Below are 23,472 nucleotides of genomic sequence, written 5' to 3'. Positions count from 1 at the left end.
AAGAAGGTGCTCATGAGAAATCCCCTAAATGTCTTGGTGGGAATTTAGGGGATTTTGGGGAATTTTGCAAAGGTCTCCGCCTGTTAGCCGGGTGTGCCCGCCTACTTGCACATCAAAGCCATCATCACCCGCAAACAATCCGCTTTGTTCGCTCACGCTGCGGTGTTCGGCGTTGATTTTGCTTTGGCTGTAATCGCCTGAGGCGGATGCGCCATAGCCTACGGTTACTTGGGCGCTGATGTTTTGTTGGCGGCTGCGGTAGTCGGCGGTGTCTTGTAGGCTTTCTATATTGAAGTTGGCGGCGCGTACGGTGATGCCTTTGCCTGTTACTTGTGCGCCTTTGATGTTGGTGTTGCCACCGCTCACAATAACGGTGGGACTGCCTGCGCTGCCGACATGGCTGTGGCGGTAGGTGGTTTGTTCGGCACAGGTTAAAACCATATCGGCAGATTATTTCAGGCTGCGTAAACTGCTGGATAGACGCATTTATGAGCTATGTGCCAAACATTTCGGGAAGCAAAATGAATGGCACATTTCTCTGGAAATACTGCATAGAAAATCGGGCAGCATGGCAACGCTGCGCCGTTTTAGGCAGGCGATTAAGGAGTTGGTAGCCAGCAATGATTTACCCGATTACCGACTGACTTATGATGATAAGAAAGATATGTTGAAAGTGCGAAATCGGGATTTGTCTAAATTTCTCAAAAAATCACCATAGGCAGCCTGAAAGCATAAATTGAGGTTTTTCAAGCTGCCTAAATGTGTTTTTTAAAGCACCTATTTTTTATGGGTTGTAAATAATGCTGCACGTCCTTTATAAAAATCCAAGTTAAACAAATCAATATTAAAATGTTTGCAATATTCAGCAACCATATCAACCGTTAATCGCTCCTTTTTGATTCTTTTTTCATAGCTAGCTAAGTTCTCAAATTCAAAAGGTTTTCCGCTTTGTTCAAAAGTTGTTTTACTGGTTTCTTTATGCACCATAATCGTTCTACTTTCTACTGCATATTCTGAGATTTTATTTGCACCATTTCGCCAATGAAACATTACCGCACCAAATTCATCTTTCTTAAAATCTGGAGAAAGATATAAGCTGATATTCTGTATCCCCCATGTTTCGGATAGATAACTAGGTTGGCTAAATACGTCTGTACCACGATATCCATTTTCCATATATAAGCACCATTCAGAAGCAGTCTCTAAAATAATATATTTATTGGGGTATCTCTGCGCAAAAGGTTCCAACATTTTAATTTTATCCGACAAACTTAATTCATCAGATACTTTTTGATGATGTACCGTCCACCCCCATATTAGACCAAGCTCTTGCAATCTTTGCTCAAAGCGTAACACCATCTCATTAAATGGAATTTTAAAGAAACACAAATGAGTGGTATGAGGTTTATGATCTTGTAAAAAAAACTGTGGGTTATTCATAATCAATCTAACGTCCTTAAAATAACAATAGCATCTTTATCATTGCTGAATATTCTATCTGCGTGTGGTATTCCGCGCGATGAAGTGCTTCGATCGTACTCAATATACACTCTTTTACCTGATGGAAGCGTTGCTTGCAAGTCTGGGCGGCATATTCCTACGCGACAAAAATTTCCATACTACTAATCTACGTCAGCCCCAAAAACAAAGATTTGTTTTTTTCATTCAACATATCTATCCTAAATATACCATCGCTCCATTTAAATCCATCTTCAAAAATCCATTCTAAATATACTCTTAAATTAGAACGTGCATTATCACTTTTGCATAATGGAAATAAACCATACAAAAAATCAAATGCCTCATTACATGATTTAATTGAAAAATATTGCGATTCATCCGAAAGCATGGAAACAAAAGATTCGCTTTCATATTCGACAATCATAATTTTTACTAGAGTAAAAAAATCATTCTTACTTATTATGTTATTAATAGAACAGATCCAATAATAATCGGTTAATGTTAAATCTAAATCCTCATAAGGATGTTCCCCAAAAGAACTGGTTTTTTGAAATTCGGCATATTTAAACCTGTTATATTCAACAATTTTTTCTCTATCAATTTCAATATCATAAGGAAAAACGAATATAAGCTCGGCAATGTAGCTGGTCATTTCTTCAATATCATTCATTGTGATCACTTGCTATCTCTCCTCCTGATTGCATCATTCAAAGCTGGCTCAATGTTTTGTCGGAATTGATTTATTCTATTTAATAACGCTTGCTTATCGTTATCGCTTAATGTTGAGTTTTTAATTTTCCTTTCTAATTTTTTTGCTTTTTTTAAAAGATTTTCTGTCTTTTGGATATGGTTTGACGGATGTTTAACACCCACTTCCTTACCAGTTCTTGCATATTCCTCAAGTGCACCTTTTAAGCCTCCTCGACTTTCAGCCTCTCTGCCTGTGTAATTTGCAATTCCTTCAATATCAGAAATTTCATTTTCGTACTGCTTTTTGATTTCATTAAGATCGCGTTTAGGTTTTTCAGGTTTATCCGCGTTATTAGATACTTTATCTGTATCATCAGGCGTTTTATTAAAATTAGATTTCCTACCATTATCAACTACTTTATTATTATCAGTATTTTTGCTTACATCAGACTTACGAGGTGCAGGCAACGCCCTTTGTTCAGTCACCCCTGCATAACTAACATTTTTACCATTGGGCAAAGTTGCCTCCACTCCCTTGCCTGTTAGTCGTGCAATTGTCCCTGCCGGCAGGGTTGTTCCATTGGACAGATTCTGTGCCTGTGTGAGCTTAACGGTTTGATTAGGTATCAATGTTCCACTGGTAAAATCAAATGCTTTTCCATTTGGAACAATTGGTGCTTGTTTTTTTATTTCTGCTGCCAGTTGTGTAGCAGATAACTTACCTGCGCGGTACAGTTTATATTTGTTAGCCAATTTACTAGGGATACGTCCTGCTAGCTCCATTACTGGCAATTGATACCACATTAACCGTTGTTGGGTTGCATGGTTGTATTCATATATTCTACCTGCTTCAAAATCTCTCCCTTGTAAACGTAGCAGGGCTATACGGTTAGTCTCCATTTGTTGATCGTCTAGTGGGCCCACTTCATCACTGGCAGACGAATCATAGACGTATCTCGGCAAGGAAATTATGCCTTTCCCAATTATCTTTGGATCATTATGTGCATCGTTACTGCTATCTTTATAGCCTTGTTCCATTCCTCTTTTAAAATCCATTGAGGCATTACGGTTTTCAATCTGAATACTATGCAAGAATTTATTTATTTCGTTTTTGTTTTTATCGGTATAGGTACTAAATAATGTTTTTAAATTTCGGTCTTGATCTAAATATTCACGATTAGTAGCTGTAAAGAATTGATGACTTGCACCAAAATTATCTAGATAATGAAATCTAGATGTGTTTTGAGATAAAAACTGTTCTGCAAGTTCATTGCGTCCATGCAGTATTGCCCATTCGCTGTCCACCATCGCGGCAGCTGCGCAATCTAATTGGAGCTGTGCTTCTTGGGTGGTTAAATTTATACCCTTATTTTTTAAATAGTTAATATATTTTTGTAGCGTATCTTTACTGTGTAACCACTTCACTTCATCAGGATGCAACTGGCGATTAAACCAATCCGCATTCGCCCCCGCAACCTCCGCACCCGTGCTTCCACCCGTCAGCGCACCAATCGCTGCGCCTCCTAGGGTGTCTGCCAGTAATTGCCCTGCGCCACCAAATTTATCGCCTACTTGGTTTAAATAGGGTGCTGCTAGCGATGAGGTGCCTGCTCCTACTGCGCCTTGTGCATCACCTGTTAAGAGTGCTCCTACCCCTGCGTGGAGCGCAGCTCGCCCTAATCCGCCTTCCTTCCATGTGTTGTACTCTGTTTGATGGTCGGATAGGTATTGGTCTGCAAGGACGATTTGTTGTTGCAGTTGGGCAATTTGCTCAGGGTTTTGCGCGTCTTTTAATTGCTCTTGTAAATTTGCTTTAGCGATTTGAACGCGCTCGTAGTTCTGTATATTGCCCAGTTTATCTGCTGTCCATGCAACAGTTTGAGCGGCAACGGGGGCAAATTGTTGTGAGACATTGCGCTGCAAATCCAGCTCGCTTTGCACTTTGTCCGCATCAAATCGGTTTTTCAGGCTGCCTGATTGTTGGCCGGCATCCTCGGTGCGGATGTCGGTGTACGCCAGTTGCGCGGCTTTGTCTGTGCCGTAGCCTGTTTTGGCGAGCTGTCCTGCCTCATCGGTGAGGATGATGTTGCGGGTGTTGATGCCGCTTTTTGTGATGTTGCTTTGACTGTCGCTGTCGCTGCCGTAACCTACTGATGAACTTGCGCCGTTTTATCGGCTACGCTTGTCAGGTGTTTGTCTTGAGGCTTATTTTGTGCGCTCTGCCCCAGTGTTTCGCCGCTTACGGCAATGCTGGCACCCAATCCAAAACTTTTGCCTTCGTATCGGCTGTGGTTTTGAATGTCGCTATGGGTGAGGGTGGCCGTCTGAAAGCGGTTTTTGCCTTCGTCTTCTGCGCTTTGGCTAGACGTGATGATGCCGCCTTTGAGGTCTGTATGGTTTCCGACCTTGATTTGATAGCCGTCTTCTCCGGCATAAATACCGCTTTGCTCGGTTACGGAGGCATGGTCTGCTTTGATTTTGCTTTGGCTGTAACTGCCGCTTGCACTGAATCCGTAACCGACGGTAACTTGGGCGTTGCCGTTTTGCTGTTTGCTCTGATAGGTTTCAGTATCTTGAACACTTTCTATATGCAGGTTGCGCGTATCTGCCTGTACGCCTTTGCCGATAAGCTGCGCACCTTTGATGGTGGTGGTGCCGCTTTGGATAAGGGTTTGGCTGCCTTTGTCGCCAATATGGCTATGGCGCTGGGTTACACTATCGCCATTGCCGTAGCCTTTGCCGACATTGCCGCCTGCGGTAAAGCCTAATGACCAGCCCCCTTGTCCGAATGATACGGCAGCACCTGCGTTCCAGCCTGCTGATTTGTTTTGGCTGCATTCGGTGTTGCTTTGTTCGGCGGATTGCAGATGGATTTGCTTATCGGCAATCAGGCCGGTTCCTGCTTTACCTGAAACATCTGAGCCCGTGATGTTGATATTGGATTGTTCGCCTGCACCTTGTCATACAGGCTGGTTACGCTGGCTTTAAGCTTGTTTCATTTGTTCTTCGTAAATTTCTATTTTAGGCAATTGTGTCAGTTCAATAGGGCAAGTTGCTCCCCACCAAAAATGCTCTACATAAAACCAAGGATTATCTGGAAAATATAGCAACATCTCTTCCATATCTGGCCAAATTCTTCTTAATTCATCTACCTGTGTTTTTGGCGAACCAGTTAATATTTTTGGAGGATTTTCACGATAATCGCATAATTCAATAACACCATCTGATAAAAGTTCTTCCAAAAAATCAAAAAATTTAATTTTTAAATTTGGATCTTTGATATCCATATTTAAATAATTTTTATAAACACCAAAAATACCACCTAAATATTCACAATATTCTAAAAGATTATATTTTATCTTCGCATTCATAACGTAACCTTTATCTAAATTTTAACTCTAATCTTTGCCCACGTACTGAAGCAGGTTGATTCCTAAACTCAATTGTCCATTTTGCTCCAGTTTGTTCTCGGCTAGTTGAAAAATTTCTTAAAATGATGGTCGTTCCTTTCCAAGGTCCTGATGTAATAGTCGTAGAAGATAATTGCCCTTTATTCGGAATATTCCTAAAATCAAGCCTCTGACCTGAATATTTTTCATACAAATCAAATATTTCTCTTCTACTTACTTTAGAATATATCGGCATTCCATTTTTGCTGGCAGATGAATTTGGTCTGATCGTTTTCCTGAATGTCGTTCGGCGGTGTCTGTGGTTACGTTTGTATCAATTTCAGCTTTGGTTTGTGCCGCTGTTTTGCCTGTCAGCCGGATTTGTGCGGCTTCGTCTGTGATTTGAATGTTTTGGGTGTTGATGCCGCTTTTCGTGATGCTGCTTTGACTGTCGCTGTCGCTGCCATAACCCACTGATGAACTTGCGCTGTTTTTATCCGCTACGCTTGTCAGGTGTTTGTCTTGAGGTTTATTTTGTGCGCCCTGCCCCAGCGTTTTGCCGCTTACGGCAACGCTGGCACCTAAGCCGAAACTTTCGCCTTCGTAGCGGCTGTGGTTTTGAATGTTGCTATGGGTGAGGGTGGCCGTCTGAAAGCGGTTTTTGCCTTTGTCTTCTGCGCTTTGGCTAGACGTGATGATGCCGCCTTTGAGGTCGGTGTGGTTTCCGACCTTGATTTGATAGCCGTCTTCTCCGGCGGAAATACCGCTTTGTGCGCTGATGCTTCGGTGTTCGGCGTTGATTTTGCTTTGGCTGTAACTGCCGCTTGCACTGAATCCGTAGCCTACGGTCACTTGGGCACCGGCGTTTTGTTGTTTGCCCTGATAGGTTTCGCTATCTTGTACACTTTCTATATGCAGGTTACGCGTATCTGCCTGTACGCCTTTGCCGATGAGCTGCGCACCTTTGAGGGTGGTATCCCCGCCGCTTCGGATAATCGTTTTGCCGGCCGTGCTGCCGACATGGGTGTGGCGGCGGGTCGCTTTTGTCTGATTGCTGTGGTGGCTTGTTGAAAGAAAGGTCGTCTGAAACCGTATTTGTTGTTTCAGACAGCCTCTTGGCTCAAACCTTGAGAACTGCATATGTGCGTTCCGCACATCCTACGTATTGAGTTTAGGTTTCATATGGGCCACGGCTTGCTGTTGGCTTTATAGTCCTAACAGCTCTAGAAAATATTAAAGAACACATGTTTAATGCATCCTTAAACATAGATTTTATGTGAGATAAATTTCATTAATTATCATTTAAAATATAATCATATTTAATAATTATTTTTTCCATAATATTTTTTATATATCCTTTTTTAAACACTGATTCCTTAATAATATTATTATTTAAATATAACAATTTTTCATTATACTTATCGGACAAATACCAAATATTATCTTTTTCTTCAGGGTTATCAATATATTCTGTTATACAGTATTTCCAATATAAATAAGATTCTTCTTCTGATAATTTCATATTACGATAATGAACAGCATCGTTCAAAAAGATATATGCATTACAATAGTCTAAGTTAAATAAATTAGGACACTCTAGATTATCATTTATTGAAATAAACTGTTGTATGCTACGCAAAGAATTTGGTAAAAAAGTAGACGTATTTGGTAGTTCTTGAGGAATCATGTCTCCATTCACAAAAAATGTAAAAATCCCTTCGGAAAAATTTTCTGAACTCCATTCATCTATCTCCTCAATCCAAATTGCAAATTTATATGGATCCCCAAAAATCATTTAGAACACTCCTTGAATAAAATTTATTTTCCAGGAATACCCAATTTCCTACGCAGTTGGATATTAAGTTTATCAATTCTATTCCTGTTTAAGGTTCCTGCCCAGTGATACAAATTCCTGTTGTTATCAGCACCAACCAGTAAAGGATTGCTGCCGGTAACAGTCAACTTTATGTTTTTCAGATTGTGGACACCTGCAAAAAACGCGAAGAATTCGTGAAGGCTATAGTTTGCTAAAATATATTATAGATTCAATTGAAAAATAACAGATTCAACTGTACCTTTCTTATACCTGATTTCTTTAAAGTTTTTCCCATTATCAAAACTATAAAAAAGTCTCTCTTCCTCACCAGCATATCCCATTTCTAATACTAAACAATCTATTTCACAATTACTCCCTCCACTCATATATGCAGTATCAATAGAAAATATATTACATAATTCCAGAGAATTATATTTATCTATATCAAATATTTGCTCTCCAAAATCTAAACCATTGTTTCCACCTGCATAATACTTCTCTTCAAAGGATGATTTCAAACTATTAAAAACTGTATTTAGTGTAAAATATCCATATGGGCATATCTTAGGATATATATTCTCTCCTATTATTATCTGAATTTTTCCATAAATAAAACCATTACATTCAGAGTTTTTTTCCCATAAAATCCCAAATTTTCTTGTTGAATCCATAATAATATTCATATAAATCCTTATTTTAATAACTTATTCTTTTATTGCTCGGGGTATGCTTTTTTAATTCCTGCTTTTTGTTGACTTGTTAAGGACAAGGGATTCTTCTTATCGGATGTAGAACCAGCCCAATGCCAAGGTTCATTTTTCCTATCGCCCCCATATAACGATGAATATGTCCTTTATCATCAATTGCAAATCGCTGTTTACCAATTTGTACTGAACTTTCAATTAATTGAACTGAATTCTTTGGCTCAATACCAGCATCAAACTTAAACCCTAACTGACCAGGAGTATGTTTAGGATTAGATTTATAAGTAGTTTCACTAATCGTTTTATCTGGATTTTTAATTTTTATTGAGATAGCTTGAGGGACAGGTATAGAAGACCCTGCCCCCTGTCCTTTAGACGTACCAAAATCATTCTTTTGATGACTCTTCGACGCCAATGCCGTATCCGGAATCCTGTCCCCCTTCGCAACATTGCCATTTGCAGGAATACGGATATTCCCGACCCCTGACAATAATGGATCGCTGCCGGTAACGGCCGGCTTGATGTTTTTCAGGTTGCCAACTCCCGCAATAATCGGGGCTTTTATCCTCGGATTGGGGTTGACAAAGCTCATCAGCCAGTCGGCAACGTTCAGCGCAAGCTCTTCGTTTTTCCGCTCTTCCTGCCTGATTTTGGTGTCTTTTGTCCCGCTGTGCAGCCAGGTCAGGTTACGGTATTCGGGTTTGTCCTGTCGGCGGTATTCCTCAAACAGCTTCGGATCGTTGTAGGCTTGCGGATTTCTTGCGCCGTAGTCGCGGTAGTCCCAAGTATAACCCAAGGCTTTGTCTTCGCCTTTCATTCCGATAAGGGATATGACGCTTTGATCGGTATAGCCGTCTTGGGAACCTTTGTCCACCCAGCGCAGTATCTGCCTGCGGATTCTCATCGCGGCTTCTTGGCTGCTGATTTTTCTGCCTTCGCGTTTTTCAACTTCGCGCTTGAGATCATTGGCATATTTGTCGAACTAAGTTTGATTGGGCGGTTTCAGTGCATAAGGTGATGCAGGCTACTTTTTCTGATTGCTGTGGCAACTTGTCGAAAGAAAGGACGTCTGAAACGTTTTTTCTTTTTTCAGACGGCCTCTTAGCTCAAACCTTGAGAACCGCATACGTGCGTTTCTCACACATCCTTGTTGAGTTTAGGTTGCATATGGGCTACGGCTTGCTAGTGGTGGGAAAGCAAGGGCAGCAAAGAATGCGGGCTGCACAAATAACCCTTGTCAGGCAAGGCAAAAAGGTCGTCTGAAAAAACCTGAATTTAGTTTTTCAGACGACCTTTTTCATGAGTCGGCTTCCTTAAATTTTTAAGGTGTGAAAAACGGAAGTTTTCTATTTCAAATTATTATCAATTTTCTAAACGATAATATCGTTTGGAAAAAAATGAATTCGCTTTAACTTCATAGCCTTAAATTAATTACCCAAAGAAGGCTTGACCTGACGATTTAATGTGGCTATGGTTTAATAAAAAATAACAATATCCCACATGCACACCGCAATGCTTTTTTCCCTCCTCCTTATAGAAAGGATATTGCAATGCCCTGCTTGACCCGTACGTTGCCTCGTCTGACTGTCTTCCTGCTGTCCACCTTCGCGGCATTCTCCGCAGCTGCACACGGAAACCACACACATTGGGGTTACACCGGACACGACTCCCCCGAAAGCTGGGGTGAGCTTTCTGAAGAGTTCCGTTTATGCTCTACAGGCAAAAACCAATCCCCCGTCAACATTACCGAAACCGTCTCCGGCAGACTGCCCGCCATCAAAGTCGATTACAAGCCGAGCGCGGTTAACGTGGAAAACAACGGCCACACCATCCAAGTCAACTACCCCGAAGGCGGCAATACCCTCAGCGTGAACGGTCGCACCTACACCCTGAAACAATTCCATTTCCACGTACCCAGTGAAAACCAAATCAAAGGCCGCACCTTCCCAATGGAAGCCCACTTCGTCCACTTGGACGAAAACCGCCAGCCTTTGGTATTGGCAGTATTGTACGAACCCGGCAAAACCAACGACCGCCTGGCTCCGATATGGAACGTGATGCCGATGAAAGAAGGAAAGGTAAACCTCGACAAAGCCTTCGACGCCAGCACCCTGTTGCCGAAACGGCTGAAATACTACCGCTTTGCCGGTTCGCTGACCACACCGCCGTGCAGCGAAGGCGTATCGTGGCTGCTGTTGAAAACCTACGACCACATCGATCAGGCGCAGGCAGAAAAATTCACCCGCGCCATCGGCTCGCATAACAACCGCCCCGTCCAGCCGCTTAACGCGCGCGTTGTCATCGAATAAACAGTAAAGCCATAAATGAAAAGGTCGTCTGAAAACCTAAATTTGGTTTTTCAGACGACCTTTTTTCGCTCTTCATCACAATATTTCCTGAACAAAGTCATCTGCTTGAGTTTCAACTCAAGTCGAGACCTTTGCAAAATTCCCATGAAAAGATTTGGGGAATTTTGCAAAGGTCTCACAAAGTTCCTACAGAACTAAAATGTAAAGGGCAACCTGCACTCGCATCTATCAATGTAAAGGCTGCTTTGTTTTCAGCCTGTCTGAAACGATCAAAAAACAGTATGATTTGTCTGTTTTATGTTTGGAGGAGTCATCCATGATCGCAGCTACCATCACGATCCAAGACCAAAATCTCGCCGGCAAAGTATTGCATGAGCTGTTTTTAAAATTTAGAACCAAGCACATCAGCGCGGCGGATCTGATTGCCGAACGCGTGCGGCAGGAAGTTGCAGCCTACAACAACCGCGCCGCCGATGTCCTCTTACGCCACAGCCTCGTTATCCCCACCGATCTCGGCGACATCGTGATTCGGGAAACGCACGGCAAAAAAGGCACGCACCCGCAACCTGTGGACGTGGAAAAGCAAATCGCCGTCGCTTTGAAAGCTTTTGAGCAAAATTCGTTTTTCATCCTTGCCGACAATCGCCAACTGGAAACGCTGGACGATATGGTGTGCCTGCATGACGGGCTGGTCGTCAATTTCATCAAACTCACGCCGCTAGTAGGCGGATAAGCAGCCTGAAAACCGCCGCGCAACGCTACCTCACCTTTGTAGAAGATGCCCCATACAGCCTGAATAGTGCGGACAAGAAAACCCTTACCGACGTTATCCACCTTTGCAGCGAAATAACCAACACATTGATACGCAAGGACAGTCCTATGAGCCAAAACCAAACCGTGCAGATTTCCGACAGCCACCGTGCCAAGTTCAATCAGCTTCTCAACACACTGGAAAAAGAATGGCTCCAAAGCCGTTCACACGAATACGACACGATAAACCTGAAGCTCTGCCCTAGTTTTGCCGAAGTGGAGAAAGCCGCACCCGGATACCGCGTCGATTTGCTGATCCACTGCATTGATTTGATACGCGGCTGGGGACGAAATAAAATTTTTAAAAATATGGGCGAGGACAGGATACACAATTACGGCACCATCCGTGTAGCGGTAGCGATGGCTCTGGCGCGTAAAACGTTGCCGATGACGGAGCAGGATGTGCAGCATATTTTTGCCGCCATGCTGGACGATAACGGGCTGTCCGAGCAGGAGGCAGATTACTATCCGCTCAAATATCTGATAAACCAGATCAAAAAACAGTTTCCCAATCCGAGCAAAACGCTTTCAGACGGCCTGAAAAACGCCTGCGACCGTTACCGCGTCTTTGCGGAAAACCTATGGGACAAGAAAGCCGCTACCGCCAACCTTGCCGCCCTGGCAGAACTGGCAGGCAGTTCCGCCGAAGCCTGCTTCCCCGCCCAAGATGACGAGTTTGCCCGATACGCCAATCCGCAACTTGCTGCTCTGCCACCGGAACAGCAGGACATATGGAGCAAAATCATTGCGCTTGCCCTATCCGCCAATGCAGGCAAGCCAAGCGAAAAATACCTGAAAGAATCCAAAACGCTGATCGACGCGTTGGGTGCGGACAGGTTCAAAAAAATGCTGTACGGCTGGATAGAATTTGTCTGCAACAGCGAAGTGCAGACCGAAACCGTCATCCACGGAGAATACAGTTACAGCACCCATGTCCTACCTGTTTGCAGCGTCAACCAGACCGTGCTCAAAGGGCTGGTGTGGATGTGCAGCCATTTCCACGACAGCGCCACCCTGTCCACTCTTACCCAACTTGCGCTGCATTCATACGACAAAATCCCCAATCTCGGCGCGCGCTATGCTTCCGTGGGCAACGCCTGTTTCTATGCGCTGTTCCGCTCCAAAGGGCTGGACGGCATCGCCTGCCTTTCGCGCCTGCGCCTGCGGATTAAGTTCAGCAATGTGCAAAGCGCGATTGCCAAATATTTGGACGAAGCCGCTGCGCAGCGGGGTGTATCCCGCAACGAAATCGAAGACATGGCGGTGGACAGCTTCGGCTTGCAGGAAGGCTGCCGCGACTATGACTTCGGCGGCTACACCTGCCGTCTGGCGGTAACGGGCGTAGGCAAGTCCGAACTGCGCTGGTTCAAACCCGACGGCTCGCCGCAGAAAACCGTACCCGCCTTCGTGAAAACCGACCATGCCGACAAACTGAAAAAGCTCAAAGCCACACAAAAAAACCTCAACACCACGCTCACCGCCCAACGCGACCGCTTGGACCAAATGATGCGCTCCGAACACCGCGTACCGCTGGAACACGCCGAACAGTATTACTGGCAGCACGGACTGATGTCCTGCCTCACGCGTCCGCTAATATGGCAGTTTTTCCGCGACGAAAACGATACGCAGGGTCGCGCTGCACTGTGGTTAGACGGAACATGGGTGGACGAAACGGGCGCACAAACCGATGTTTCAGACTGCCTGCAAGTCAGCTTGTGGCATCCCGCGCTTGCCACGCAGCAAAGCATCGCCCAGTGGCGTCAACTGCTGCTGGACAAAGAAATCCGCCAGCCGTTGAAACAGGCATACCGTGAAATCTATCTGCTCACCGAAGCCGAAATCAACACCAAAACATACAGCAACCGCTTTGCCGCCCACATCCTGAAACAACACCAATATATGACGCTTGCCAAAGGACGCGGCTGGAGGGGCTCGCTGGCCGGTGCGTGGGACGGTAGCGACGACGCAACCGTATCGTTGGATTTGCCCGAATACAACCTACGCGCCGAATTTTGGACAAACGCGGTGGATAGCGAAGAAGCATGGACGGAAAGCGGTATCTGGCAGTATGTCAGTACCGACCAAGTGCGCTTTCACCGGTTGGACGACGATTACCATGCCACTGTGCTGGACTTAATTGATATTCCGCCGCGCGTGTTTTCCGAAGTGTTGCGCGACGTGGATTTGTTTGTGGGCGTGGCCAGCGTAGGTAATGACCCGACCTGGGAAGACAACGGTGGAGAGGCACGTTTTTACAGCTACTGGCAAAGCTATTCCTTCGGTGACTTGGGCGAAGTCGCCAAAACCCGCAAAGCCGTATTGGAAACCCTGCTGCCGCGCCTGAAAATTGCCAAGGTTGCCCACATAGACGGCAACTTCCTCGTCGTACAGGGCAAGCTGCGTACCTACAAAATCCACATCGGCAGCAGCAACATCCTGATGCTGCCGGATGATCAATACCTCTGCATCGTACCCGACAGCCGCAAAAAAGACGTATCCGACAAGCTGTTTATTCCGTTTGAAGGTGACAACACGCTCTCAGTCATCCTCTCCAAAGCCATGCTGCTGGCGGAAGACGACAAGATTACCGACAGCACGATTACCTCGCAGATTCAGCGGTAAATTGGGATAGCCTGAAAACGCAAATGCCCCATCCTTGCGGTTTCAGGCTGTTTGGGAACACAAGACGCGTAGGCAGCATATGTCCTCCCGACGGAAAGAACACAATACATATTTTTACCATAAATATATTGCTTTTCATTTGATTTAGATAACCGACAACATCATGAAGCCTGCTTTTTGCCTCCCAATATTGCTTTTACTTTCAGCCTGCCGTCCTGAAGCTGAGACAGCCGACACGGCTGCACCAACGGCGCGTAAGCCTTCTTATTACGAGTCTGAAAAGCGTCAACCAACAGCCACTCCAATTAAAACACAAATTCCTGTGTTATCTGCAATCAAAAGTCAGGCTGATTTTGACTTACTTTCGCGTATCTATGAGCAAGGTAGTGAATATGAAATTCCTCATATCCTCTTTCTCATCGATCGTGAAGATGATAACCGTACCGACTACATCAATACTCCCAAATTTCGGCTGCATGAGCATTATCTGGCTACTATCTTGAAACCCATGCTGTCAAAAACTGAATTGAATCAACAATACCGTAGTCCTAATCGGCGTTATCTGTTTGGTACGATCAGTTGGCAGAATAGTACTCAGGAATATGTTTATGAGTTTTGGGAAGGAGACAAAATCACGCCTGAATTGTTGAAATTGGCAGCAGGTTGTCTGAAAGACAGTTTCTACGCTCCGTTGCGTTATAAAACCAATTCTTTATGGCAGGAAACCGTTGCTGAGCAAAGTAAAGTTCCTTTTATTACCCAAGAAAGTTTGATTAAAAATTTCCCCTACCTGCCTCTAAACCAAGGTAAAGCGATAGGCACATTACGCGTTATTGCCAAAGAAGATGATCTTTATAATGTCGGTGCCGATGATATTATTATTTTGAAAGAGGTTCCCCTAGAGCTGCCACCTGTGGCGGGGATTATCAGTGAGAAACCATCTACTGCACTATCGCATGTGAATGTATTGGCACGCGGCTGGGGGATTCCAAATATTTACCTTAAAGACGCAGAAAAAATCCTAGCCCCATATATTCGCTGTCGTATCGAATTTGAAGCGACTGCTAAGCAATACCGAATTGTCCAAACCAACCGGAACACTACCAGTAAAAGCTTTTCAGACGGCCTTACCCTGCCCCAACCTGATGTTTCCGATTACAGCCTTCGGGCTTTGACAAACCTGCGCCGTGATGACAGCCATTACTGCGGCAGTAAGGCTGCCAACCTCGGCCATATCCGCGCCCATATTGCAGGCAGTAATGTACCTGATGGATTCTGCATTCCGTTTGCCTACTATCAAGCCATGATGGATAGACTGGGTATTAACGCAACAACACTGGCACACATCGAAACACAAAGTGATGGAGACAACCGCAAGCGCCGCACTGCTTTACTCACACTGCAGAAAAAAATTACCGATGCCGAAATCCCGTCAGAATGGAAGCACAGATGGGCTGAGCAATGGCGTAATCAATTAAACAGCAAAGGCGTGTTTATCCGCAGCTCCTCTAATTCCGAAGACCTGCCCAATTTCAGCGGCGCAGGACTGTACACCACAGTGCCAAATGTTACTGATGAAAACGCGTTGGCTGAAGCAGTGAAGCAATCTTGGGCTTCTGTCTTCAATTACAGCGCATACGAAGCCCGCCGTATTGCCGGATTGCCTCACGATAGCGTGAAAATGAGTGTCTTTGTGCAACAAAGCATCAATGCAGATTTCTCCGGCGTGTTGGTTACCATCAATCCTTATGATATTGCTCAGAAAAACAGCTCCTACATTGCCGCCAAACGCGGGTTGGGTATTCGTGTCGTTGAGGGCAAACGGGTAGCCGAACAGGTAGTCTATAACCGTCGCAATGATTCTGTACAACGTCTCAGCTCCTCTAATGAAACCACAGCGTTGCAACTGGATAAAAACGGTGGAGTACGAGAAGTTCCTGTAACCAGTGGTAACGTGATGAATCAAGAACAAATACGTCGCCTTGACCAAACCGGCCAACAAATCAAACAGCTATTTGCAAATGGTGAGCAGGACATCGAATGGGCGTTTGATAATGGTAAGCTTGTTATCCTCCAGGCACGACCGTATCTAAACGGCACACGTTAAAGTAAAAGGCCGTCTGAAATTATCGTTTCAGACGGCCTTTGCATCATGAATTAGTTATACCCTATACTTCCCGTTCTCCAAGGAACTATGATGTCAAAACAACTCACTTTTTATTTTATTCGCCATGGCCGTACCCAATGGAACGAACAAGGACTTTTACAGGGATCCGGCAATTCACCACTAACCGAACAAGGAATTGCAGGAGCTCAGAAAACCGGCGTAGCGCTACAACAAGTAGAATTTACCGCTGCTTACTCCAGCATTTTACAACGTGCTATTGATACGGCTGGCCATATTATCGGCCAGCGTCCCATTCCTCTTTTTCAACACTGTGGACTAAATGAACAATCTTTTGGAAGTTGGGAAGGTATGCAGATCGCTGACTTGCGGAAGCTAACCGAATTCAAACAACTGACCAATGACCCGGCAGCTTATAAAGCATTAAGCAATGGTGGCGAAACCTTTGAACAATTAGCAGTACGTGCAATGGACGCCCTTTACGATATCATTAAGGTACATCAATCGGGTGCTAATATTTTAGTGGTATCGCATGGCCATACCTTGCGACTTTTATTGTCCTTACTGGGCGGAGCGACTTGGGAAAACCATCGTGATGAGGGTAAATCCGTGTCATTGTTAAATACTTCGATCAGTATTGTGAAATACAATAGTGAAAGCGGTTTTCATATTGAGCAGCTTAACGATGTGGCTCATTTACAATAATTACCTATTTCACACATCGACACACTGTTAGCGCAAGCCCCAATACGCTCGTTTTAAATCTACTCATTATTTTTTATTTTAAATCTCAACTAAAACAAGGTCTTTTCTGTATTAATGTCTTTATCGTAAATTCTAAAAAACCGTTTGAACTTGAAGATTCAAATGGTTTTTTAGTATCAACTTATTTATATTCATACTTTTAAATACGGCTAAATTTTAAAATTTAATCCTCCTTCAAATCCCTGCTTACCCCATCAAGATCTGCCAGTACTTAACCCTGCTTTTCCATTTTCCCACAAAGTTTTCAGCAATACTTTCCACGCCGACAATTTAGGATCAGGCTGTTTTCCTTGTCCGATCAAGTCCATTTGCGTCATATACCAGTTCATTTCCAACATTGCCCCTGCTTTTTTATCAACCAATGCCACGCCAGTTTTGATGCGGTCAGTTTGTACGGTTTGGTAAGAGCCGTTTTGCATTTTGTTCGCCAAATCAGGGACTAAGGCAAACGGACGAGCAACACCGACCAAATCTAAATGGCCGCTGGATAAGGCATCTTCCATTGCGCTTTGTGAACGGAAGCCACCAGTGATAATCAATGGAACTTGGCTGACTGCACGGGCTTTTTCGGCGTAATCAATGAAGAAGGCTTCACGTTTACGGGTGCTGTCTTTGGCAGCGAGCATTTGCGGGCTTTCGTAGTTGCCACCGGAAACTTCAATAAAATCAATGCCCATTTCCGATAGTTTTTGCACCACCTGCACCGATTCGCTTTCGTCAAATCCGCCTTTTTGGAAATCTGCCGAATTGAGTTTTACACCTACCAAGAAATCTTTGCCCACGGCAGCGCGGATGGCGGTGTAGGTTTCCAAAAGGAAGCGCATACGGTTTTCCAAACTGCCGCCCCATTGGTCTTGGCGGCGGTTGTGGTGCGGCGAGAGGAATTGGCTGATGAGATAGCCGTGCGCGGCGTGAATTTGTACGCCTGAAAAGCCTGCCTGCTCGGCAATTTCGCGGTTTGCACGAATTGCTGAATCAGCCCGTTGATTTCATCGGCAGTCAATTCACGCGGCGGATTGATGAAGCCATCCATGCCCACCAACGGCACGGCGCTCGGCGCAAGTGGGGTTTTATTGATCACCGCAGGCGACTGTTTGCCCGCATGGTTGATTTGCATGATGAGCAGCGTGTCGTTTTGCGTGCCGGCATTCGCCCATTTTTTCAGCATCTCAAGGCTGCGGCCGTCTGAAATCACCACATCGTTTATCGAACCTTTGCCGCTTTCGGCGACCATCACATTGCCCGTAACCAACACACCTGCACCGCCTTTTGCCCAAGTGTCGTAGAGGCGGACAAGTTTTTCAGACGGCTGGTCGTTTTGGGCAAGTTGCTCTTCCATGGCGGATTTGAAGATACGGTTTTTGGCGGTTTTACCGTTTTGAAAAGTGAATGGCGTGAATAACATAATCGTTCCTTTAAGTTGATAAGTTTAAAAATGTGAACGTATTTGAGTAAAAATAAAGGGTCAACGGATAACCCTATTTTGAAAGCGGGCAATTTTGTGCCATCAAATCGGCAAGCTGTTTCAATCTCGCCACCACATCCGCCATGGCAATACTGTAAAACCGCTCTTTGCCGACCTGCTCCACCGCCACCGCCCCGGCTTGCAACATGATTTTCAAATGATGCGACACCGCAGGGCGCGACAGATGCAGATGCTCGGTCAGCTCATTCACATTCATCTTGCCATGTTCCCACAGCACGCGCAGGATTTGATGGCGGTTTTCATCGCTCAACACGGTAAAAATGGGAATGCACTCGCGCATTAAATTCATCGTTTGTTGTGGCATATTCGGATTCTTGAGTTTATATGTTTAAAAACTTGAACGCATTTTAGAAGGAATGAAGGGGAATGTCAAAGGGGATTTTCAGAAGATGGTTTTAGTGTACAAATCACAGCGTTTCATCAATAATCATATCAGTCTGCAAGCCGTTTCAGACGACCTTTTCGTAATAAAGAGCGGTCAAATTTTTAAGTATTTTGCAAATCATCTTAAAAATTTGACCGCTTGCATCATTATCAAGACCGCAGCCGTCTGAAACATTGATAGACCGGTTACTGATGTCCGCTTTCTGCTACTTTTGTCCATTTTGCCAATGTCTGCTTCATCTGTGCCTGAGGGATGAAGCGGGCCATCCGTTCTACTTCCTTGCCTTGATAAAACAGCAGCCATGCAGGTACGGTCAGCACGTGGAAACGTCCGGCCATTTCGGGTATTTCAGCAATATCGGCTTTTACGGCATACACATTTCCTTCCTCCGCCAAAGCTGAGTCGAGCTGGGCGCCCACGACCGTACAAACACCGCAGATTGGGGCTTTGATGTACAGTGATACTAAAGGGTGTGTGGCGATGGCCTGTTCGATGTCTTTCAAAGTGTGCAGTTGTTGCATGCCATGTACTCCTTTGAGCGATTAAGCCCTTTTCTAGTTGTCCAGAAAAGGGGCTTTTAACGAAATGAAAACAAGAAAACGTTTTGAGTCGTCTAGATTTTTTCCACAACCACTTTTGCCCGCGCTTTCAGGCTGTTCAACACTGGGGAGGTAGCGGCGGAGCGGTCGGCGAAATTTTGCAGGGTAGGAAGGTCGGCGTCGGCTTTTACTTTTATGGTTAGCACCAGATTATCCAGTCCGCCGTAGCCATCTTCCATGCCGCACAGTTTGGCCATGTCGATACCGCCGCTTGCGGATATTTCAAACTGTTCCAGTTCCACGCCTGCTTGTGCTGCTTGCAACTCGAAACCTATGGCGCAGCAGCCTGCAGCAGCACCGATCAGGTATTCCATCGGACTTGGGGTGGCGTTTTCACCGCCCATGTTTTTCGGTTCGTCTGTGGTAAAGGCAGGGAAGCGGCGCACGGAGATTTCGTTCTTCGTGCCGGATACCCAGCGCGAATCGGCGAGTAATACTGCCTTGCCTTTTGCATGGTCGTTTTCAACCGCTGCCATGGTAGTTCGGAAACGTTCGATATCTAACCCGTTAATCATGTTTTGTCCTTTCATATGATGAATTGCAGATGGTTTTTCGCTACACTTACACGCCCATTTTCCACGCGGAGATGCGCTTCAAATTATCCACCGTGTCGTGATTGACGATGGCGGCGAACGTGCCGTCCAGTTTGGCAATTTCGGCTTTGTCTTCATTACTAAGCGCAAAGTCAAAGACATTCAAGTTTTCCGCCATGCGTTCGGATTTAGTGGATTTTGCCAACACGATGATGTCGCGCTCAATCAGCCAGCAGGTAATCACTTGCGCCACGGATTTGCCATATTTCGTACCAATTAGCGACTGACAAAATGGTGGGCAAAAGTCCACCACTTCAAGTTGATGTTTTATCATTAACCAAACACTTTTTTCAAATGTGCTTGGTAGTCTGCGAAGTATTGTTCTACTTGTGGATTTTTAACTACATCGTTACATGTAAATGTCGGTAGACGGGTCAAACCGATGAACTCGTTGAGTTTGTGGAAAGGCATGTACACAGCATCCACATCTTTGCCTTCAAAGAAGTCGCCTTCACGGGTGAACGCTTCAATCGGCGCATTCCAAGTAAGCGAAAGCATGTGTTTTTTGCCTTGCAACAAACCACCTGTACCGAAGCCTTCAGTTGGACTAACACGATGACGGCCATCACTGTGGTAAAGCTTGCCGTGTCCAGCGATAAATACTTCGTCTATGTATTTCTTCACTGTCCAAGGCTCGTGCATCCACCAAACAGGCATCTGCCAAATCACGGCATCCATCCACAAGAATTTTTCGATTTCTGCCTCAACATCATAGCCAGCATCAATCACAGTTTCTTTTACATTGTGTCCAAGTGCGGTCAAAACGTCTTTTGCTTTTTTGTGAAGCGTGTTGTTTAACTCACCATGCGAATGGCCGAAAGCTTTACCACCGTTTAATAATAAAATATTCATTTTTACTCCTAGAATAAATAATTTATAAAAAAGGGATGTGATGTTTGCGGTTATTGTCCCGTTTTCCATGAAGCGATACGTTTCAAATTATCCACCGTGTCGTGATTGACGATGGCGTCGAACGTGCCGTCCAGTTTGGCAATTTCTGCTTTGTCTTCATCACTGAGGGCAAAGTCAAAGATGTTCAAGTTTTCCGCCATGCGTTCGGGTTTGGTGGATTTTGCCAATACAATGATGCCACGTTCCACCAGCCATCGGGTAATCACCTGCGCCACGGATTTGCCGTATTTCGCACCGATTTTGCTTAACACGGGATTGTGGAAAATATCGTTTTTGCCTTCAGCAAACGGCGCCCATGCTTCCACGGCGATACCTTCAGCCTGCAAAGCGGAAACGGCTTCGTTTTTTTGTTGGAACGGATTAATTTCAATCTGATTGGCTTGCGGCATCACTTTATTGAATAGTCCCAAATCCACCGCACGCACCGGCGAAAAATTGCTCACGCCGATGGCGCGGATTTTGCCGGCTGCCTGATATTCTTCCAGCGCGCGCCATGTACCGTAGCTGTCGCCGTAAGGCTGATGAATCAGCACCATATCGATGTAATCCAAATTCAGACGGCCTAATGAACGATCCAGCGAGGCCTTGGCGGCTTCGTAGCCGAAATTTTCTACCCAAATTTTGGTGGTAACAAACAATTCTTCGCGTGCCACGCCGCTGTTTTTAATCCCCAAACCGACTTCGGTTTCATTCATATAAACCTGCGCGGTGTCGATGTGACGATAGCCTGCCTTGATGGCGGCAATCACGGCCTGTTCAGTTTCTGCGGGCGGAATTTGGAATACGCCGAAACCAAGTGCAGGAATTTGTACGCCGTTGTTTAATGTGATGTTTTGCATGATATTGTCTCCTGTTTGTTCTCATAAACGTGTAGCCATTTTAGCCCGTGTTTTTATTGAGATAAATTAGGTTTGGTTTTATGATGTCGTGAATTAAATTCACTAATCACCTAAAACGGGGTAGGAAAATGCAGAACTTTAACGAGCTGAATTATTTTTTGACGTTGGCGCAAACACAGAGTTTTGTAAAAGCGGGACAGCTTTTGGGGATTTCTTCTTCGGCGTTGAGCCACAGCATGAAAAATCTGGAAACGCGGCTGAACCTGCGCTTGTTCAACCGCACTACGCGCAATGTGTCGCTGACCGAAGCCGGACAGCAGCTTTTCGACCAACTTTCCCCGCTTTATCAAGCCATAAACCAAGAAGTCGATGCATTAAATGATTTTTTAAATACGCCATCGGGATTGATTCGTATCAATGCCCCGTCGATGGCAGCGGAAGCCGTGTTGTATCCAAAATTAAAGCCGATTTTGAACCAATACCCGAAAATCCGCTTGGAAATCGTGGTGGACGATCGTTGGGCAGATATTGTGAAAGAGGGATTTGATATGGGCGTTCGGTTAGGTAACAAGGTAGCGAAAGAGATGATTGCGGTGCCGATTTCTGCGCCGCTCAAAATGGTATTGGTTGCCTCGCCCGATTATTTGGCGCAACACGGTTCACCGAAAAATATTGATGATCTGCAACAGCACCGCCTTATCGGCATAAAACTCTCTGCTGAACACGGCACGGAGATGCAGTGGGAATTCAAATACAAAAAAGAGCTGATTACGTTCACGCCAAAATCGCACTTTTCCATCAACAATCATCTGCGCCGGCAAGCCGTTTCAGACGGCCTTGGCATTACGTGGATAGCACATATGAGCGTAGCGGATGCACTCAATTCGGGGCACCTGGTCGAGCTGTTGCCTGAATACGCAATCACTTACGAACCGTTTTACCTCTATTACCCCAGCCGCCGCGGGCATTCCAATGTATTTAAGTTGATTGTGGATGCGTTAAAAGTAAAAGCCGTCTGAAATTTCAGACGGCTTTTTTCATAACAAAGAGAGGCCAAATTTTCCAGTATTTTTGCAAATTCTCTTTAAAAGATGATCGCTTATCAATCTAGCCTCACAGTCTCTCCGTCTTCCGGAACGTTCACACGGCTTTCAATGCCTTGACCGCGTATAAATTTACGCATATCGGCGCGGCTGACGGCGGTATGATTCACGGTATCCATGTGTACGGTGATGATTTTAGCTTTAGGCATGACTTGGCTGGCTTTTAATACATCAGCCGTCCCCATAATAATGCCGTCTGAAATGCCTGAAATCAGGGCGTAGCCCGTGTTCATAATCAGATAATCGGGTTCGTAGCGGTTCAATGCTTTGTTTACATCTGCCGTCCACACAGTATCACCCATAATATAAGCGGTTTTGTGTCCGCTGCTTTGGAATACCACACCCATTGCATCACCTAAGATTTCGGCTAGCTGTGGGTTGGCATACATGGCTTCTGTACCATGTACGCCGCCGGTTTTGCTGATAGTTACGCCGTTGAAGACAGCGCTGCCGTTCAACACACGTACATCAGTAAAGCCTTGGCTACGGATTTTTGCCGCGTCGGCTTGGTGCTGCACATATACGGGCAGGTTTTTCGGAATGGAACGTGCGGCGGTTTCGTCCCAATGGTCTTCGTGAGTATGGGTAACGATAACTGCATCCACACCGTCCAAAATTTTATTCACGCTCATCGGCAGCCCGACCAGCGGCATTTTGGCTTGGTTATTGAACGTGCCGGCAAAGCCGTTCATAGAATGCTTGGGGGCGAAAAACGGGTCAATCAAAAACGTCTGCCCTGCATATTCGACCTTGGCGGTAGCGTTACGGATATGTTGGTATGAATCGTCTGCCCAAGCGGAAAAGGCTGTCGCGCCCAAAACAGTGGCAAGAATAAATTGCTTGAATTTCATGATGTTGCTCCTT

20 protein-coding genes and 5 pseudogenes are annotated in these 23,472 nt (G+C 45.1%); 7 read left to right on the top strand and 18 right to left on the bottom strand.

The window, feature by feature from the left end; genetic code table 11:
- Positions 1 to 75: 75 nt before the first annotated feature.
- Positions 76 to 423 (bottom strand): annotated as a pseudogene (locus tag ACTHSN_RS07410) (hemagglutinin repeat-containing protein); the annotation flags it as partial.
- On the opposite strand from ACTHSN_RS07410, the gene ACTHSN_RS07405 reads away from it, so the two are divergent.
- A complete protein-coding gene (locus tag ACTHSN_RS07405; protein ID WP_107769558.1) occupies positions 413 to 718 on the top strand; it encodes a replication initiator protein A in 306 nt (101 codons plus the stop codon). The pseudogene ACTHSN_RS07410 and the gene ACTHSN_RS07405 overlap by 11 nt on opposite strands.
- Before the next feature lie 59 nt (positions 719 to 777).
- Here ACTHSN_RS07405 and ACTHSN_RS07400 read toward each other — a convergent pair whose 3' ends face one another.
- From ACTHSN_RS07400 to ACTHSN_RS07360, 9 genes and pseudogenes are all read right to left on the bottom strand, one after another.
- Positions 778 to 1,440, bottom strand: a complete 663-nt coding sequence (locus ACTHSN_RS07400; RefSeq protein WP_070460989.1) for a hypothetical protein — start codon at positions 1,438 to 1,440, stop codon at positions 778 to 780.
- Positions 1,441 to 1,627: 187 nt separating this feature from the next.
- Positions 1,628 to 2,131 (bottom strand): hypothetical protein, encoded by a 504-nt coding sequence (locus ACTHSN_RS07395; RefSeq protein ID WP_070460987.1) that lies wholly within the window; start codon positions 2,129 to 2,131, stop codon positions 1,628 to 1,630.
- 1,913 nt (positions 2,132 to 4,044) lie between these two features.
- Positions 4,045 to 5,108, bottom strand: a pseudogene (locus ACTHSN_RS07390) (hemagglutinin repeat-containing protein); the annotation flags it as partial.
- Between the two features lie 27 nt (positions 5,109 to 5,135).
- A complete protein-coding gene (locus ACTHSN_RS07385) occupies positions 5,136 to 5,522 on the bottom strand; it encodes a DUF596 domain-containing protein (protein WP_003712157.1) in 387 nt (128 codons plus the stop codon).
- Between the two features lie 10 nt (positions 5,523 to 5,532).
- Entirely contained in the window at positions 5,533 to 5,796 is a 264-nt protein-coding gene (locus ACTHSN_RS07380; RefSeq protein WP_141743131.1) for a hypothetical protein, read from the bottom strand.
- Positions 5,797 to 5,834: 38 nt separating this feature from the next.
- Positions 5,835 to 6,578: pseudogene (locus tag ACTHSN_RS07375) on the bottom strand (hemagglutinin repeat-containing protein); the annotation flags it as partial.
- Between the two features lie 253 nt (positions 6,579 to 6,831).
- The gene (locus ACTHSN_RS07370) at positions 6,832 to 7,335 is read right to left on the bottom strand and encodes an immunity 42 family protein (protein WP_070460644.1); all 504 of its coding nucleotides are present in this window, start codon (positions 7,333 to 7,335) and stop codon (positions 6,832 to 6,834) included.
- Positions 7,336 to 7,577: 242 nt separating this feature from the next.
- Positions 7,578 to 8,039 (bottom strand): hypothetical protein, encoded by a 462-nt coding sequence (locus ACTHSN_RS07365; protein ID WP_070460646.1) that lies wholly within the window; start codon positions 8,037 to 8,039, stop codon positions 7,578 to 7,580.
- Between the two features lie 29 nt (positions 8,040 to 8,068).
- Positions 8,069 to 9,039: pseudogene (locus ACTHSN_RS07360) on the bottom strand (hemagglutinin repeat-containing protein); the annotation flags it as partial.
- A 571-nt stretch (positions 9,040 to 9,610) separates the two neighbouring features.
- On the opposite strand from ACTHSN_RS07360, the gene cah reads away from it, so the two are divergent.
- The 5 genes from cah (at position 9,611) to ACTHSN_RS07335 (ending at position 16,631) form a co-directional block, all read left to right on the top strand.
- Positions 9,611 to 10,369: a carbonic anhydrase gene (gene cah, locus ACTHSN_RS07355; RefSeq protein WP_070460650.1), complete on the top strand. Its 759-nt coding sequence runs from the start codon at positions 9,611 to 9,613 to the stop codon at positions 10,367 to 10,369.
- A 316-nt stretch (positions 10,370 to 10,685) separates the two neighbouring features.
- Entirely contained in the window at positions 10,686 to 11,102 is a 417-nt protein-coding gene (locus tag ACTHSN_RS07350; RefSeq protein ID WP_225905474.1) for a hypothetical protein, read from the top strand.
- Between the two features lie 146 nt (positions 11,103 to 11,248).
- Positions 11,249 to 13,801: a DUF4132 domain-containing protein gene (locus ACTHSN_RS07345; protein ID WP_107810981.1), complete on the top strand. Its 2,553-nt coding sequence runs from the start codon at positions 11,249 to 11,251 to the stop codon at positions 13,799 to 13,801.
- A 163-nt stretch (positions 13,802 to 13,964) separates the two neighbouring features.
- The gene (locus ACTHSN_RS07340) at positions 13,965 to 15,908 is read left to right on the top strand and encodes a PEP/pyruvate-binding domain-containing protein (RefSeq protein WP_070460656.1); all 1,944 of its coding nucleotides are present in this window, start codon (positions 13,965 to 13,967) and stop codon (positions 15,906 to 15,908) included.
- A gap of 90 nt (positions 15,909 to 15,998) precedes the next feature.
- Complete coding sequence (locus tag ACTHSN_RS07335) at positions 15,999 to 16,631, top strand: histidine phosphatase family protein (protein WP_070460658.1); 633 nt, start codon at positions 15,999 to 16,001, stop codon at positions 16,629 to 16,631.
- A gap of 254 nt (positions 16,632 to 16,885) precedes the next feature.
- Here the strand turns inward: ACTHSN_RS07335 and ACTHSN_RS07330 are convergent.
- From ACTHSN_RS07330 to ACTHSN_RS07300, 7 genes and pseudogenes are all read right to left on the bottom strand, one after another.
- Positions 16,886 to 18,096: pseudogene (locus ACTHSN_RS07330) on the bottom strand (NADH:flavin oxidoreductase/NADH oxidase family protein).
- A 73-nt stretch (positions 18,097 to 18,169) separates the two neighbouring features.
- Positions 18,170 to 18,481, bottom strand: coding sequence for an ArsR/SmtB family transcription factor (locus ACTHSN_RS07325; RefSeq protein ID WP_070460660.1), 312 nt, complete (start codon positions 18,479 to 18,481; stop codon positions 18,170 to 18,172).
- Between the two features lie 266 nt (positions 18,482 to 18,747).
- On the bottom strand, positions 18,748 to 19,083 hold the full coding sequence (locus ACTHSN_RS07320; protein ID WP_049332398.1) for a thioredoxin family protein: 336 nt from the start codon (positions 19,081 to 19,083) through the stop codon (positions 18,748 to 18,750).
- A 92-nt stretch (positions 19,084 to 19,175) separates the two neighbouring features.
- On the bottom strand, positions 19,176 to 19,676 hold the full coding sequence (locus ACTHSN_RS07315) for an OsmC family protein (protein ID WP_283127007.1): 501 nt from the start codon (positions 19,674 to 19,676) through the stop codon (positions 19,176 to 19,178).
- A gap of 46 nt (positions 19,677 to 19,722) precedes the next feature.
- Positions 19,723 to 20,028, bottom strand: a complete 306-nt coding sequence (locus ACTHSN_RS07310) for an aldo/keto reductase (protein ID WP_070460666.1) — start codon at positions 20,026 to 20,028, stop codon at positions 19,723 to 19,725.
- Positions 20,028 to 20,606, bottom strand: coding sequence for an NAD(P)H-dependent oxidoreductase (locus tag ACTHSN_RS07305; protein ID WP_070460668.1), 579 nt, complete (start codon positions 20,604 to 20,606; stop codon positions 20,028 to 20,030). The genes ACTHSN_RS07310 and ACTHSN_RS07305 overlap by 1 nt, the downstream gene beginning before the upstream one ends.
- Positions 20,607 to 20,656: 50 nt before the next feature.
- The gene (locus ACTHSN_RS07300) at positions 20,657 to 21,505 is read right to left on the bottom strand and encodes an aldo/keto reductase (RefSeq protein ID WP_070460670.1); all 849 of its coding nucleotides are present in this window, start codon (positions 21,503 to 21,505) and stop codon (positions 20,657 to 20,659) included.
- A gap of 128 nt (positions 21,506 to 21,633) precedes the next feature.
- Here ACTHSN_RS07300 and ACTHSN_RS07295 point away from each other — a divergent pair, with 128 nt between their 5' ends.
- A complete protein-coding gene (locus tag ACTHSN_RS07295; protein ID WP_440365233.1) occupies positions 21,634 to 22,524 on the top strand; it encodes a LysR family transcriptional regulator in 891 nt (296 codons plus the stop codon).
- An 83-nt stretch (positions 22,525 to 22,607) separates the two neighbouring features.
- Here ACTHSN_RS07295 and ACTHSN_RS07290 read toward each other — a convergent pair whose 3' ends face one another.
- Entirely contained in the window at positions 22,608 to 23,459 is an 852-nt protein-coding gene (locus ACTHSN_RS07290; protein WP_440365232.1) for an MBL fold metallo-hydrolase, read from the bottom strand.
- Between the last annotated feature and the right edge of the window lie 13 nt (positions 23,460 to 23,472).

It is taken from the genome of Neisseria sp. P0009.S010, assembly GCF_051958545.1.
Classification (GTDB): domain Bacteria; phylum Pseudomonadota; class Gammaproteobacteria; order Burkholderiales; family Neisseriaceae; genus Neisseria; species Neisseria subflava_A.
The sequence above is the reverse complement of the archived record's forward strand: the minus strand, read 5'-3'. Positions and strand labels throughout refer to the sequence as shown.